11 protein-coding genes are annotated in these 15,332 nt (G+C 71.5%); 6 read left to right on the plus strand and 5 right to left on the minus strand.

All coding sequences use genetic code 11. The annotated features are described in order from the left end of the window. Positions 1-83: 83 nt before the first annotated feature. The 4 genes from AADR41_RS14040 to AADR41_RS14055 form a co-directional block, all read right to left on the minus strand. On the minus strand, positions 84-1,622 hold the full coding sequence (locus AADR41_RS14040) for a protein kinase domain-containing protein (protein ID WP_342281708.1): 1,539 nt from the start codon (positions 1,620-1,622) through the stop codon (positions 84-86). Continuing rightward, on the minus strand, positions 1,619-2,362 hold the full coding sequence (locus tag AADR41_RS14045) for an FHA domain-containing protein (RefSeq protein WP_342281709.1): 744 nt from the start codon (positions 2,360-2,362) through the stop codon (positions 1,619-1,621). The genes AADR41_RS14040 and AADR41_RS14045 overlap by 4 nt, the downstream gene beginning before the upstream one ends. A 221-nt stretch (positions 2,363-2,583) precedes the next feature. Further along, positions 2,584-4,464 carry an ABC transporter ATP-binding protein gene (locus AADR41_RS14050; protein ID WP_342281710.1) on the minus strand — a complete coding sequence of 627 codons (1,881 nt, stop codon included), beginning with the start codon at positions 4,462-4,464 and terminating at the stop codon, positions 2,584-2,586. After that, complete coding sequence (locus AADR41_RS14055) at positions 4,461-6,308, minus strand: ABC transporter ATP-binding protein (RefSeq protein ID WP_342281711.1); 1,848 nt, start codon at positions 6,306-6,308, stop codon at positions 4,461-4,463. The genes AADR41_RS14050 and AADR41_RS14055 overlap by 4 nt, the downstream gene beginning before the upstream one ends. A gap of 208 nt (positions 6,309-6,516) precedes the next feature. Here AADR41_RS14055 and AADR41_RS14060 point away from each other — a divergent pair, with 208 nt between their 5' ends. Genes AADR41_RS14060 through AADR41_RS14075 form a run of 4 tightly spaced genes read left to right on the plus strand, consistent with a single transcriptional unit; the run spans position 6,517 to position 10,192 of the window. Continuing rightward, complete coding sequence (locus tag AADR41_RS14060) at positions 6,517-7,419, plus strand: ABC transporter ATP-binding protein (protein ID WP_342281712.1); 903 nt, start codon at positions 6,517-6,519, stop codon at positions 7,417-7,419. A gap of 1 nt (position 7,420) precedes the next feature. After that, a complete protein-coding gene (locus AADR41_RS14065; protein WP_342281713.1) occupies positions 7,421-8,200 on the plus strand; it encodes an ABC transporter permease in 780 nt (259 codons plus the stop codon). Positions 8,201-8,232: 32 nt separating this feature from the next. Then, the gene (locus tag AADR41_RS14070; protein ID WP_342281714.1) at positions 8,233-9,522 is read left to right on the plus strand and encodes a sensor histidine kinase; all 1,290 of its coding nucleotides are present in this window, start codon (positions 8,233-8,235) and stop codon (positions 9,520-9,522) included. Positions 9,523-9,541: 19 nt separating this feature from the next. Beyond that, positions 9,542-10,192, plus strand: coding sequence for a response regulator transcription factor (locus AADR41_RS14075; protein WP_342281715.1), 651 nt, complete (start codon positions 9,542-9,544; stop codon positions 10,190-10,192). A 42-nt stretch (positions 10,193-10,234) separates the two neighbouring features. On the opposite strand, the gene glgX is transcribed toward AADR41_RS14075, so the two are convergent. Further along, a complete protein-coding gene (gene glgX / locus AADR41_RS14080; RefSeq protein WP_446751034.1) occupies positions 10,235-12,457 on the minus strand; it encodes a glycogen debranching protein GlgX in 2,223 nt (740 codons plus the stop codon). A gap of 153 nt (positions 12,458-12,610) precedes the next feature. On the opposite strand from glgX, the gene AADR41_RS14085 reads away from it, so the two are divergent. Both AADR41_RS14085 and AADR41_RS14090 read left to right on the plus strand, forming a co-directional pair. Further along, positions 12,611-13,837 carry a L,D-transpeptidase gene (locus AADR41_RS14085; protein WP_342281716.1) on the plus strand — a complete coding sequence of 409 codons (1,227 nt, stop codon included), beginning with the start codon at positions 12,611-12,613 and terminating at the stop codon, positions 13,835-13,837. 212 nt (positions 13,838-14,049) lie between these two features. Continuing rightward, positions 14,050-15,294, plus strand: coding sequence for a L,D-transpeptidase (locus AADR41_RS14090; RefSeq protein WP_342281717.1), 1,245 nt, complete (start codon positions 14,050-14,052; stop codon positions 15,292-15,294). Positions 15,295-15,332 lie beyond the last annotated feature (38 nt).

The raw sequence follows: 15,332 nt of genomic DNA on the forward strand, positions 1-15,332 counted from the left end.
CCTGTACCGGCGCACAGCTGCAACGATGCGGTGCCGCAGCCGGAAGCGGTACCTCGGACGTCCGAGGTACCCGTGCTGCTCGGTCAGCCGCTGCCCGGCGTGTACTGGTCCAGCCGACGCTCGATACTCGCGGCGTAGGAGCGCTCCTGCGGGCGGACGCCGGCGGCCTTGTTGACGATCTCGACCGAGGTCCGGTAGGCGGCGGCCACCGCCACCTGCCGGTTGCCCCGCACGTCCTTCGACAGGGTGCGGGAGATGTCGCACAGATAGCGGCCGACGGCCGGGATCGACGTCTTCGGGGGGAAGGGGGGCTTCAAGTCCTTCACCTTGGCGGGGCGTTGGTTGTCGGGCAGCCAGTAGTAGAGGACGCCGGGTGTCCAGCGGGCGATGCCGTACTCGTCCTTGGCCGGATCGGCGAGAGCGGGGTCGAAGTCCGACTCGGTCTTCAGCAGCGCGGCGATCAGTGCCGGGGTGACGTCGCGGCTCTCGCAGGTGTGCGCGGCGTCCACGATCAGACCGCGGTACTCGACGGGGACGCCCTGGTCCGTGCGCAGTTCCTCGGCGCCGTACAGCGCGGGGTCCTGCGGCCGGTCGCGCAGCGCGTAGGCGCTGCCGGAGGCGATCAGCGCGGCCGCGACGCCGGCCGCCCACACCCGGCGGGGCACCCTGCGGGGGCGCAGACGGGGCAGGCGGGGGGACGGGCCGGTGCCCGCGGCGGCCTCCACCCGGCGCAACAGGGAACCGGCGTCGTGCACCGCGCGGTCCTCGTGACTGCGCGCGAGGCAGTCGGTGACGATCGGCCGCCAGGCCTCGGGGAGTTCGGCGGAGAGCCGCAGTTCCTCCCTGCCGCGTGCGTAGCGCAGCAGGCTGTCCCTGCGGGCCGCGGGGGTGCCGCCGGGCAGCGGCAGCGTCCCGGTCAGCAGGAGGTGGGCGAGGATGCCGAAGGCCCAGATGTCGGCGGTGGGGCGGATCTGCCGGCCCTGCTCGGAGATCTCGGACCAGAGCAGCTCCGGCGGGGTGTAGTCGGGTGTCGCGAAGACCGGCGCGTAGGCGTGGGTGCCTTCCATCTCGGAGGCGAGGTTGAAGTCGCCCAGCCGGACGGAGTCGTCCGCCATCAGCAGGACGTTGGCCGGCTTCAGATCGCCGTGCACCCAGCCCGCCCGGTGGAGCTGGGCGATCCCCTCACAGATCTGGGCGAGCAGACCCGGCGCGGCGGGCAGCGGCCCGGCGCCGGAGCGGCCGAGCAGGTCCTCGACGGAGCCCGCGGCGCGCTCCAGTACGAGGACCGTGGCGCCGTCCAGCGCCGGGCGTCCGGGATCGTCGATGGTCTGCGCCTCGAACATCCGGATGAGACGCGGGTGCTGGAGCTTGCGGTGGATCTCCAGCTCGCGACGGGCCAGCTCCTGGAGGTGGCTCAGCTGGCGCGGGGTCCGGGTGCCGGTGGTCAGGATCTTCAGCGCCGCGTCGGCGGGGAGCCCGTCGGCGGAGCCGGAACCGGGGTCGGTGGCCCGTGCGGCGTAGACACTGCTGAACGCTCCGGAGGCGAGAGGTTCGCGGACTTCCCAGCGGCCGATGCGATAGCCGGCCGGGACCGGGACGGTGGGATGTTCCCCTGCCGTCATGGCGTCGGCTTTTCGAGGACGTCCAGTTGGTCCTGGCTCACCAGGTCGAAGCGCAGCGCGAGGGCGACCAGGGTCTCTTTCTTCCCGTTGAGGCGGGGGCCGCTCGCGGCGGATTCCGGAGGCTGTTTGAGGCGGAGCTTGACCGCCAGATAGTCGATGTTCCACTGGACCGAGGCGCGGCCCGCGGCCGGCCAGACGGGGCGCAGCCGTTCGGTCACCTGGTCGACGGTCGGTAATGGTGCGTGCGGTTCGCCGCGGAGCCGCGGTTCGCACAGGGCGGCGAGCACCTGGAAATAGCGCTTGGTGCGGTCCAGCGGAAAGGCCAGCGTGGTGGCCTCGCCCCCGGACCTGTCGGCGGGCAGGTCGGCGTAGTCGTGGCGCGGCGCCCAGACGTCGAAGTTGAGGAGATCGCCGCCGGCGGGAAGCACCACACGGGAGAACTCGAACGGGATCGGCGCCTCGACCCGACCCGGCGCGATCTTGATGTGCTCGCCGGCCCCCTCCGGGTTCTCCACGACGTACGTCTGCCGCGCGCTGTGGTTGCTGAGCGTCCAGAACGCCACCGACGCCGTGATCTCACCCGCCGTGCGGGAGACCCCGCAGTGCTCGATGGTGAGATGGCGGCGGCCCGCGGCCGGAGGGGCCGAATTCCTGCCGAACGCGAGTGTCTCGCCGGGTTCGAGACGGATCTGGTCGGCAGGTCCGGAACCGTTCGCGGGCACCACGATGATGCTGTACATGTGCCATTCCTTCCCCCGAGGGAACCAGAGGAATGGTAGCGGCGGAGAATGATCAAAATCAGTCGGTAGCGGCGTACCGATATCAGCAGGCGCAGAGAATGGCCGGATTCGGCAAATTCCCGTTCAGTGAATGCCCATCACACATTCGGCTTCAGTGCTGAACACGCGGATCACGGAGCCCGGCCCGCCCCGCCCGGGCCGCCCCGTCCTTTCCCGCCGTGTCACGTCAGGCTCTCCCGCCACGCCCGGTGCAGCCCCGCGAAGCGGCCCGTGCCGGCGATGAGTTCGGCGGGGGCGCCGTCCTCCACGATGCGGCCGTGCTCCATCACCAGGACCCGGTCCGCGATCTCCACCGTCGAAAGGCGGTGGGCGATCACCACCGCGGTGCGGCCGTGCAGCACCGTGTCCATGGCCCGTTGCACCGCCCGTTCGCCGGGAACGTCCAGGGAGCTGGTCGCCTCGTCGAGGATGAGGACCGCCGGGTTGGCGAGCAGGGCCCGGGCGAAGCCGACCAGCTGCCGCTGACCGGCCGAGATCCGGCCGCCCCGCTTGCGTACGTCCGTGTCGTATCCGTCGGGCAGCCCGCTGATGAAGTCGTGCGCACCGATCGCCTTGGCGGCCTGCTCGATCTCCGCCCGGGTCGCGTCCGGGCTGCCGATCGCGATGTTCTCGGCGACTGTCCCGGAGAACAGGAACGCCTCCTGGGTCACCATCACCACACCCCGCCGCAGCTCCGGCACCGCCAGGTCGCGCACGTCCGTGCCGTCGAGCAGCACCCGCCCGTCCGTCGGGTCGTAGAACCGGGCCAGCAGCTTGGCCAGCGTCGACTTGCCGGCACCCGTCGAACCGACCACGGCGACGGTCTGGCCGGCCGGGATCGTCAGGTCGAAGCGGGGCAGCACCTCGCCGCCGGTGCGGTAGGCGAAGCGCACTTGGTCGAACACGACCTCGCGGCCCGGGTGTTCACCGGTCGGGGACGGCAGCTCGCGCGGGCTCGACGTCTCCGGTACGGACGGGGTCTGGGCCAGCAGCCCCGCGATCTTCTGCAACGAGGCCGCGGCCGACTGGTAGGAGTTGAGGAACATGCCGAGCCGGTCGATCGGGTCGTACAGCCGGCGCAGATAGAGCACGGCCGCGGCCAGCACACCGAGCGCCAGAGTGCCCGAGGCCACCCGGTACGCGCCCCAGAGCACGATTCCGGCGACCGCCGTGTTGGCGACCAGCCGCGAGCCGACGACGTACCGCGCCATCTCCAGCATCGCGGAGCCGTTCGCCCACCGGTGCGTGTTGTTGAGGTCCTCGAAGTGCGCGTCGTTGACGGGCTCGCGGCGGAACGCCTGGACGGGACGGATGCCGTTCATCGTCTCCGCGAACTTCACGATGACCGCGGCGATCGCCGTGGACCGCCCGGAGTACAGCACCCCGGCCCGCCGCTGGAAGCGCCGCACCAGCAGATACAGGGGTACGAGGGAGAGCACGGCCAGCGCGCCCAGGCCGAAGTCCAGCCAGAGCAGCATCAGCGAGATGGAGACGAAGGACAGGATGACGCCGATCAGCTCCTGGAGCCCCTCGCTGAGCAGCTCCCGCAGCGACTCCACGTCCGTGGTGGAACGGGAGATCAGCCGGCCCGAGGTGTAGCGCTCGTGGAAGTCCACGCTGAGCGCCTGCGCATGACGGAAGATCCGTCCGCGCAGATCGAGCAGCACGTCCTGGTTGAGCAGGGAGGAGACCCGGATGAACGCGTACTGCATGCCCCCGGCCACCGCCGAGCACAACGCGTACCCGACCGCCACCGCGATCAGCGGCCCGTACCGCTCGTCCCGGAAGGCGGGCACCGCGCTGTCGATGGCGTACGCCACGAGCAGCGGTCCGGCCTGCACCGCGGCCTGCTGGACCAGCAGCAGCAGCGCGGCGACCACCACCCGGGCCTTGTGCGGCCGCAGCAGCGACCTCAGCAGCGCCCCGGTCGCACCGGCCGGGGTGGGCAGATCGTCCCGGTCGAACCGGTCCCCGGCGACCTCGGTGTTCTCGGCGCTCTCGGTGTTCTCAGCGTTCTCGGCGTTCTCGCCGGGGACGTGGTCCGTGGTCGTCGTACTGGTCATCGGGTGAGGCCTTTCTCGGCGGGGAAGGCGTCCTCGGCGGGCGCGTCCGCCGCGTCCACCGCGTCCGGAGCGCCCTCGGCGCCCGACATCAGCCAGGCGTACTCGGGGCTGCTGCGCAGCAGTTCCTGATGGGTGCCGACGGCGGCGATCCGGCCCTGCGAGAGCAGCGCCACCCGGTCCGCGAGCATCACGGTGGACGGCCGGTGCGCGACCACGATCGCCGTGGTCTGCGCCAGCACCCGCCGCAGAGCGGCCTCCACCAGCGCCTCGGTGTGCACGTCCAGCGCGGAGAGCGGATCGTCCAGCACCAGGAAGCGCGGCCGGCCGACCACCGCGCGGGCCAGCGCGAGCCGCTGCCGCTGGCCGCCGGAGAGGCTGAGCCCCTGCTCGCCGACCTGGGTGCCGACGCCCTCGGGCAGCTCGTGCGCGAAGTCCGCCTGGGCGACGGCCAGTGCCCTGTGCAGCTCGTCCTCCCCGGCGCCGTCGCCGCCCATCAGCACGTTCTCCCCGACGCTCGCCGAGAAGAGCGTCGGCTCCTCGAAGGCCACCGACACCAGCTCGCGCAGCTGCTTCCGGGTCATGGCGGTGATGTCCGTACCGTCCAGGGTGATCCGCCCCGCGGTGGCTTCGTGCAGCCGGGGGACCAGGGCGGTGAGCGTCGTCTTGCCGGAACCCGTGGCCCCGACCAGGGCCATCGTCTCGCCGGGCCGGATCCGCAGATCGATCCGGGACAGCACGGGCACGGAGCCGGGCTCCGCGTCGGGATAGCGGAACTCCACGCCCTCGAAGACCATTTCGCCCCGCTCCGGGCCGCCGCCCGCGACGGGACCGTCCGCGCCGGACGTGTCGTTCTCCTCGGCCACGTCCATCACCTCGAAGTACCGCTCGGTCGCCGTCGCCGACTCCTGGCTCATCGCCAGCAGGAAGCCGATCGACTCGACCGGCCACCGCAGCGCGAGCGCGGTGGAGAGGAAGGCGACCAGGGTGCCCGCGGAGAGCTCGCCGTCCGCGACCTGAACGGTGCCGAGCACCAGTGCCGCGCCGATGGCCAGCTCCGGGATCACGGTGATCGCGGCCCAGATGGCAGCCAGGAGCCGGGCCTTGCCCAGCTCCGTGGCGCGCAGCCGCTGCGAGAGGGCGCGGAAGGTGCGGGCCTGGCTGCGGTGCCGGCCGAAGCCCTTGATGATCCGGATGCCGAGCACGCTCTCCTCGACGACCGTCGTCAGATCGCCGACCTGGTCCTGGGCCTTGCGCGCCACGATCGAGTACTTCGTCTCGAAGGCCGAGCAGATGATCATCAGCGGCACGACCGGAATGAGCAGCACCAGCCCCAGCACCCACTGCTGCATCAGCAGAATGACAAAGCCGATCAGGATCGTCACCCCGTTGACCAGCAGGAACGTCAGCGGGAAGGCCAGGAACTGACGCAGCAGCATCAGGTCCGTGGTCGCGCGCGAGAGCAACTGCCCCGACGCCCAGCGGTCGTGGAAGGCCACCGGAAGCCGTTGCAGATGCCGGTACAGATCGGCCCGCATCGCCGCCTCGACCCCGGCCAGCGGCCGCGCCACCATCCACCGCCGCACCCCGAAGAGCGCGGCCTCACCGATGCCCAGCAACAGCAGATACAGCGCCCCGAGCCAGACCCCGCCGGGATCCCGGTCCGCCACCGGGCCGTCGACCATCCACTTCAGTACGAGGGGGATCACCAGGGCGATACAGGACGCGGCGACCGCCACCAGCGCGGCACCGAACAGCCGGTGCCGTACCGGCTTCACATAGGGCCACAGCCGCAACAGGGACTGGGCGGTGGACCGATCCTTGGGCTCTGCATGTTTTTCTGGCATCACAGCCGAGACTACGGTTCACCCCTGACACCGCTCATGTGGTTTTCCGGCCGACCGGCGCCGGCCGGGACACGGCACCGCAGGTCGTGGCCCGCTGCCGGGCCGTGCTCCACCCGCAGGTCGTAGCCCGTATCAACCGATCGGCCGATGCCGCTTCGAGCGCGATGGACGATGGCGCGCCGGCCGCGGCGCCCCGATGCTCGTGGACATGGCAATCATCGAAGTGGACGGGGTGCGCAAGTCCTACGCCGGGCGCCCCGTGGTCGACGGCGTGAGCTTCGCCGTCGAGGAGGGGGAGATCTTCGGGATCCTCGGCCCCAACGGTGCGGGCAAGACCACCACCGTCGAGTGCGTCGAGGGGCTGCGGATCCCCGACGCGGGCAGGGTCCGGGTCGCCGGTCTCGATCCCGTCGCCGACCACGACCGGGTCACCGGGCTGCTCGGCGCCCAGCTCCAGGAGAGCGAACTCCAGCCCAAAATCACCGTGGCCGAGGCGCTCGAACTGTACAGCGCCTTCTACCCGGACCCCGCCGACTGGCGGGAACTCGCCGAACGGCTCGGCCTGCACACCGTGTACGGCACCCGGTTCGCCAAACTCTCCGGCGGCCAGAAGCAGCGGCTGTCCATCGCGCTCGCCCTGGTCGGCGGACCGCGGGTGGTGGTGCTCGACGAGCTGACCACCGGCCTGGACCCGCGGGCCCGCCGGGACACCTGGAAGCTGATCGAGGACGTACGCGACAGCGGCGTCACCGTCCTGCTGGTCACCCACTTCATGGAGGAGGCCAAGCAGCTCTGCGACCGGATCGCCGTCATCGACAAGGGGAAGGTCGTCGCCCTCGACACCCCGTCCGGCCTGATCGGCGGCTCGGACGGCTCCACGGTCATCTCCTTCACCCCCTCGCGGCCGCTCACCGACACCGAGCTGGAGCAACTGCCCGGCGCGGCCTCCCTGGAGCGCAAGGACGACCGGATCGTCATCGGCGGCACCGACGAGACGGTCAACGCGGTCATCTCCCTGCTGGCCCGCCACCGCATCACCGCACACCGGCTCCGCGTCTCCGAGGCGACGCTCGACGACGCCTTCCTCGACCTCACAGAACAGGCTGTCTGAGATGACCACGGCGAACCCGGCCCCGGCGACGGCCTTTGCCGCCTCCGCCCACCGTGCGGTGCTCCGCTCCGAGATCCGGCTCTTCCTCCGCGAACCCGGCAGCCTGTTCTGGATCATGGTCTTCCCGACCGTGCTGCTGACGATCCTCGGTCTCATCCCCTCCTTCCGGGAGCACACCGACGAACTCGGCGGACGGCGTGTCATCGACCTCTACGTCCCGGTGGCGGTGCTGCTGGGCATGATCATGGCCGGGCTCCAGGCCATGCCGCCGGTCCTCACCGGATACCGCGAACGCGGCATCCTGCGCCGGATGTCCACCACCCCGGTACGCCCCTCCGCGCTGCTCACCGCGCAGATCGCCCTGCACGGCGCCGCCGCCCTCGGCTCCGCCGCGCTGGCGATGGCCGTCGGCCGGATCGGCTTCGGCGTCGCACTGCCCGGCCGGCCGCTCGGCTACGCCGTGGCGCTGCTGCTGGCCGTGGCGAGCGTGCTGGCGCTCGGCTCGCTGCTCTGCGCCCTCGCCCGCACGGCCAAGGCGTCCGCCGCCATCAGCTCGGTCGTCTACCTCGTGATGATGTTCACCGCCGGGGTCTGGATCCCGGTGCAGAGCATGCCCGACACCCTGCGCACCATCGTCCGGTTCACCCCGTTCGGCGCCGCCTCCGAGGCGCTGGACCGGGCGGCGTCCGGCAGCTGGCCCGGCTTCGCCCAGCTCGGCGTGATGGCGCTGTGGACGGCTCTGCTGACCTTCCTCGCGGCCCGTCTCTTCCGCTGGGAGTGACCGGGACGCCGGGGACGGGGAGACTGCACCCCATGAAGGCGTGGGACACGGCGACGGCACACCGGAACGACACGGTGAACGCCGAGCACGGATGGGAACGGTTCTTCCGGTACGGGCCCTACGGGTTCCTCGGCCTGAGCACCTTCGTATCGGCCGTGAGCGCCCCGCTCATCATGGACCGCGCGGACGTGTACGCCGCCGCGGTGCTGGTGCCCGTCGCCCTCGCCCTCCAGCTCTGGTGGGGGCGGTTCGGGCCGATGATCGTCCCCGGGTCGCGGACGCCGCAGTGCTACTACGTCGCCCGCACCCTGATCGCCTTCGCGCTCACCTGGTGCAACCCGTTCTTCTCCGTGTACGCGATCCTCGGGTACTTCGACACCGGGCGGCTGCTCCCGGCCCGGGCGGTGCGCCCCGGGCTGCTGGCCACCGCCGTCATCATGGCGGGCGCGCAGTGCGGCAGCGGCCTGCCGCCGGTCTCCGCGATGAACTGGGTGGCCTTCGTCGCCCTGCTCGGCCTGCACGGAACCCTCACCATGGTCTTCGCCAGGATCGGCGACCGCGAGGCCCACCACGCCCGCACCCAGGTCGACACCATCGCCGAACTGGAGTCGGCCAACGCCCGCCTCGAACAGGCCCTGGCGGAGAACGCCGGGCTGCACGCCCAGCTCCTGGTCCAGGCCCGCGAGGCGGGCGTCGCCGACGAGCGCCGCCGGCTCGCCGCCGAGATCCACGACACCCTGGCCCAGGGGCTGACCGGCATCATCGCCCAGCTCCAGGTGGTGACCTCGATCGGCGAGAAGGACCCGGCGCTGGCCCGGACGCATCTGGACCGCGCCGCCACGCTCGCCCGGCACAGCCTCGGCGAGGCCCGCCGCTCGGTCCACGACCTGGTCCCCTCGGCACTGGAACACGACGACCTGCCGGGCGCGCTGAAGCGCACGGTCACCGACTGGGCGGAACGTCTCGGGGTCCGGGCCGAGTTCACGGTCACCGGCACCGTCGAGCCGGTCCACGACGAGATAGCCGCCACCCTCCTGCGGATCGCGCAGGAGGCCCTCGCCAACGTCGGCCGGCACGCCCGGGCCTCCCGGGCCGGGGTCACGCTGTCGTTCATGGGCGACGAACTCACCCTGGACGTACGGGACGACGGCTGCGGCTTCGACCCGGCCGCCCTGCCGCGGGCCGGCGGCGCGGGCGGTTTCGGGCTCGGCGGCATGCGGGCCCGCGCCGAGCGCATCGCGGGCACGGTCGAGGTGGAGACCGAGCCGGGCCGGGGCACGGCGGTCAGTGCCCGGGTGCCCCTGGTCCGGCACGGCCGCTGACCAGTACGGTTGGCCTGCCATGGCTGAAGAACCCGCACGCGTCATCACGCTCGTAGTCGTCGACGACCATCCCGTCGTACGGGACGGTCTGCGCGGCATGTTCGATTCGGCCCCGGACTTCCGGGTGCTGGGGGAGGCTTCGAACGGGGTGGAGGGGGTCGAGATGGTGGGCCGGCTGGATCCCGATGTGGTCCTGATGGACCTGCGGATGCCGGGCGGCGGCGGGGTCGCCGCCATCGCGGAGCTGGCCGGTCGCGGCGCCCGGTCCAAGGTGCTGGTGCTCACCACGTACGACACCGACTCCGACACGCTGCCCGCGATCGAGGCCGGGGCGACCGGCTATCTGCTCAAGGACGCGCCCCGCGACGAGCTGTTCACCGCCGTACGTGCCGCCGCCGACGGCCGCACCGTGCTCTCGCCCGCCGTCGCCTCCCGGCTCATCTCACGGGTGCGCACCCCGGCGGCCGCGGGCAGCGAGGCGCTGTCGGGCCGTGAGCGCGAGGTACTGGAGCTGGTCGCGAAGGGCACGTCGAACCGGGAGATCGCCGCCGAGCTGTTCATCAGCGAGGCGACCGTGAAGACCCATCTCACCCACATCTTCGCCAAGCTGGGCGCCAAGGACCGGGCCGCCGCCGTGGCGATCGGCTACGACCGGGGCATCCTCGGCTGACCCCGACCCCGGCCCCGGCCCCGGCCCTGTCCCCGGCCCCGCTCACCGCGCCACGCGCAGCAGCAGCACCGACCTGGGCGGCACGGTCAGCGTTCCGTCTCCCGGGTGGACGGTGCCGGGGGCCGCGGTCTGGTCCTCCCGCGAGGTGTCCAGGACCAGTTCGTAGCTCTGTGCCCACGGCGGTCCGGGGAGCCGGAAAGCGGCCGGGCGGTGGTCGGCGTGCAGGATCGCCAGGAAACTGTCGTCGGTGATCTGCTCGCCCCGTGCGTCGCGGCCGGGGATGTCGCGCCCGGAGAGGAAGAGCCCGACCGTGGCGGCCGGCGCGTACCAGTCGCCCTCGGTCATCTCCGTACCCCGCGGGGTGAACCACGCCAGGTCCCGCAGCCCGTCCGCCGCCTGCGGCAGCCCGGAGAAGAAGGCCCGGCGGCGCAGCACCGGGTGGGTGCGGCGCAGCCGCAGCACCCGCGCCGTCAGCTCGGTCAGCTCCCGCCAGCAGGGCTGTTCGAGCAGCGACCAGTCCAGCCAGCCGGTCTCGTTGTCCTGGCAGTACGCGTTGTTGTTGCCGCCCTGCGTACGGCCCATCTCGTCGCCCGCGACCAGCATCGGCACGCCCGTCGACAGCAGCAGGGTGGTCAGCAGGTTGCGCAGCTGGCGGCGGCGCAGCGCGTTGACGGCGGGGTCCTCGCTCTCGCCCTCGGCGCCGCAGTTCCAGGACCGGTTGTCGGACGTACCGTCCCGGTTGCCCTCGCCGTTGGCCTCGTTGTGCTTCTGCTCGTAGCTCACCAGGTCGCGCAGGGTGAAGCCGTCGTGCGCGGTGACGAAGTTGACCGAGGCGTACGGGCGCCGGCCGCCCCAGGCGTAGAGATCGCTGGACCCGGTCAGCCGGTACCCCAGGTCCCGTACGTCGGGCAGGGCGCCGCGCCAGAAGTCCCGTACGGCGTCCCGGTAGCGGTCGTTCCACTCGGTCCACAGCGGTGGGAAGGCGCCCACCTGATAGCCGCCGCTGCCGACGTCCCACGGCTCGGCGATCAGCTTCACCCGGCGCAGCACCGGGTCCTGGGCGATCACCGCGAGGAACGGCGAGAGCATGTCCACGTCGTGCATGGAGCGGGCCAGCGCGGCCGCCAGGTCGAAGCGGAAGCCGTCGACGCCCATCTCCGTCACCCAGTAGCGCAGCGAGTCGGTGATCAGCCGCAGTACGTGCGGCTGGACCACGTGCAGGGTGTTGCCGCAGCCCGTGTAGTCGGCGTAGCGGCGGGCGTCGGGCTGGAGGCGGTAGTAGCCGCGGTTGTCGATGCCGCGCAGCGACAGCATCGGACCGAGCTCGCCCGCCTCCGCCGTGTGGTTGTAGACCACGTCGAGGATCACCTCGATCCCCGCGTCGTGCAGCGCCCGGACCATCCGCTTGAACTCGCCGACCTGGCCGCCCGCCGTGCCGCTCGCCGAGTAGTCGGCGTGCGGGGCGAAGTAGCCGATCGAGTTGTAGCCCCAGTAGTTGCGCAGGCCGCGCCTCAGCAGATGGTCCTCGTGGGCGAACTGGTGCACCGGCAGCAGCTCCACCGCCGTCACCCCGAGCCGCAGCAGATGCCCGACGGCCGCCGGATGCGCGAGACCGGCGTACGTGCCCCGCAGCTCCTCCGGGATGCCGGGATGCCGCTCGGTGAAGCCGCGCACATGCAGCTCGTAGATGACGGAGTCCGCCCACAGGGTCTTCGGCCGGTGGTCCTCGGCCCAGTCGTCGTCGTCATGGACCACAACCCCCTTGGGAACGTGCGGAGCGGAGTCCCGCTCGTCGCGGACGGTGTCGGCGACATGCTGCTGCGGCCAGTCCCTCACATGGCCGTACACCTCCGGCGGAAGGGTGAAAGTGCCGTCGACCGCCCGGGCGTAGGGATCGAGGAGCAGCTTCGCCGGATTCCAGCGGGCCCCGGTCCAGGGATCCCAGCGGCCGTGCACCCGGTAGCCGTAGCGCTGCCCCGGCCGCACTCCCGGTACGAAGCCGTGCCGGATCTCATGGGTAAGCTCGGTCAGCGCGAGCCGGCGCTCGGTCCCGTCCTCGTCGAAGAGACACAGCTCGACGGAGTCCGAACCACCGGCCCAGAGAGCGAAGTTGGTGCCCGCGACCCCGTCGGGTCCGACCCGGAACCGGGCCCCCAGCGGGGTCGGGGCGCCGGGCCACACGGCGGGCGACCGGCCCCGTGCGACCCGGCGCCCGGCGGCCGTACCCGGCTCCCGCACTGCCTCCTGCTCGGCTGCGCTCGACACCTGCTCGCCTCCCGCGGCTCGTGGGGACCGGCACCGGAAAGGAGCGCACGGCGTCCCGGCCGCGGCTCCCAAAGGGTGGTTCTCCCCCTGTTTCTGCCCACCCGGGCGCCCGCACTCACGTTTCCCCCGACCGGCCCCCGTCGTTGGGCGGGCGTGAACCACGTAGCGAAGAGGGCGGTGGCGGGCAGGGCCGCCGCGCCGACATGGGCGGGACTGCTCGTCGTGCTGGCCGTACTGACCGGCTGCACCGGCACCGGATCGATCTTCGGCGGGTCGGCGGGCCCGCCGCAGGACGGGATCCAGGTCACCCCGGAGGACGGGGCCAAGAACATCGGCCCGGACGGGCGGCTCGCGGTGAAGGTTCCCGGCGGGCGGCTGCAGAGCGTCGAGGTGACCCGGACCGAGGGCGTGCGGCGCCGGGCGGTGCCCGGCGACATCGCGCAGGACGGGCGCTCCTGGGAGCCCCGGGGGAGCGAGGGGCGGATCAGGCTCGGCGCCAAGTACACCGTGGACGCGGTGGCCGTGGACGGCTCGGGCAACCGCACCACCCGCCGCACCACCTTCACCACGCTCGTGCCCAAGCACCGCTTCATCGGCTACTTCAGGCCGGAGAACCGGTCCACGGTGGGCACCGGGATGATCGTCTCCTTCCGCTTCAGCCGGCCGGTCACCCGCCGCGCGGCCGTCCAGAAGGCCATCGAGGTGACCGCCGTACCGCCGGTGGAGGTGGTGGGGCACTGGTTCGGCGCGGACCGGCTCGACTTCCGGCCCGCCGAGTACTGGAAGCCGGGCACCGAGGTGACCGTCGACATGGCGCTGCGCGACGTGGAGGGCGCGCCGCACGTGTACGGAACCCAGGACAAGAAGGTCGTCTTCGAGATCGGCCGCTCGCAGTCGTCCCTGGTCGACGCGGCCGCGCACACCATGGAGGTGCGCCGCGACGGGGAACTCGTCTCCACCATTCCGATCACGGCGGGCGCCGCGGGGAAGACGACCACGTACAACGGGAAGATGGTGGTCAGCGAGATGCGCGAAGTGACCCGGATGGACGGCCGCACGGTCGGCTTCGGCGGCGAATACGACATCAAGGATGTCCCGCACGCCATCCGGCTCACCGACTCCGGCACCTTCCTGCACGGCAACTACTGGTCGGACGAGGGCGTCTTCGGCTCGGAGAACGTCAGTCACGGCTGTGTCGGGCTGGAGGACGTACGGGGCGGCAGCAACGACACCCCGGCCGGCCGGTTCTACGACCGCACGCTCATCGGCGACGTGGTCGAGGTCGTCAACTCCAAGGACAAGAAGGTCGCACCGGACAACGGGCTCGGCGGCTGGAATCTCGACTGGAACCGGTGGAGGGCCGGCTCCGCCCTGCGCTGAGGCCCCGTCGGGCCCGCCCCGCCCCGGAGTCCCGTGCCACCTGGCAGAAGTCCCGGGACAACTTGGGACTGAACGGTGACATCCGGGGGGTCATTTCCACACGGCCGGTGTGATTATCTTTCGCTGAGCGTGCATATGCAGCGCGCGGGGGAGGAGCCTTCGGGCTCCCGGGGCCTTGGCGGGGCCAGGCCGTGTGAGGGGAGACGACCACATTGAACGGGCAGCCGATATCGGGGACATCGGCCGGGGCGAACGGCGTACGGGGCGGGCGAGGGGCCACCGGACGGCTGGCTCTGGTGACGGGCGCACTGCTGCTGCTGGTGACGGCGTGCGGCGGGGGAGACGACGCGGGCGGCGGCAAGGGCGGCGCGGGGAAGGCCGAGGACACCTCGGCCTCGCAGGCCGTGGTGACCGTCGCACCGAAGGACGGCGCGGACTCCGTCGCGACGAACGGGGCGCTGAAGGTCTCGGCCGACCAGGGGAAGCTGACCACGGTCAAGGTCTCCGACCCCAAGGGCACCGAGGTCGCGGGCAAGATCGCGACCGACGGCGCGAGCTGGGCCCCGGACCAGCATCTGGCCGCCGCGACCAAGTACAAGGTCCACGCGGTCGCCAAGGACTCCAAGGGCCGTGAGTCGGCCAAGGACACCAGCTTCACCACGCTGGTCCCGCAGAACACCTTCATCGGGCAGTACACCCCGGAGGACGGTTCCACGGTCGGCGTCGGGATGCCCGTCTCGATCCACTTCACCCGCGGCATCACCGACCCGGAGGCGGTCGAGAAGGCCATCAAGGTGACGGCCGAGCCGGACGTCCCGGTCGAGGGCCACTGGTTCGGCAACGACCGGCTCGACTTCCGCCCCGAGGACTACTGGGCCGCGGGCACCAAGGTGACCGTGAAGCTCAACCTCGACGGTGTCGAGGGACGCCCCGGTGTCTACGGCAAGCAGGCCAAGACGATCTCCTTCACCATCGGCCGCAAGCAGGTCAGCACGGTGGACGCGAACACCCACCGGATGAAGGTCGTCCGCGACGATCAGCAGATCAAGGACATCCCGATCTCGGCGGGCGCCCCGGCGACCACCACGTACAACGGTCAGATGGTCATCAGCGAGAAGCTCAGGGTGACCCGGATGAACGGTGACACCGTCGGCTTCGGCGGCGAGTACGACATCAAGGACGTGCCGCACGCGATGCGTCTGTCCACCTCGGGCACCTTCATCCACGGCAACTACTGGGGCGCGTCCGGCATCTTCGGTTCGACCAACACCAGCCACGGCTGTGTCGGTCTGCAGGACGTGCGCGGCGGCTGGAGCAAGAAGACCTCGGCGGGCTGGTTCTTCGAGAACTCGCTCATCGGTGACGTCGTGGTCGTGAAGAACTCGCACGACAAGACGATCCAGCCGGACAACGGCCTCAACGGCTGGAACATGTCCTGGTCGGAGTGGACCAAGTAGTCCCTCGCGCAAGCCGTACGGAGCGGGCCCGGTGCTGT

Origin of the sequence: Streptomyces sp. CLV115 (assembly GCF_038448545.1) — a bacterium.
GTDB lineage: Bacteria > Actinomycetota > Actinomycetes > Streptomycetales > Streptomycetaceae > Streptomyces > Streptomyces sanglieri.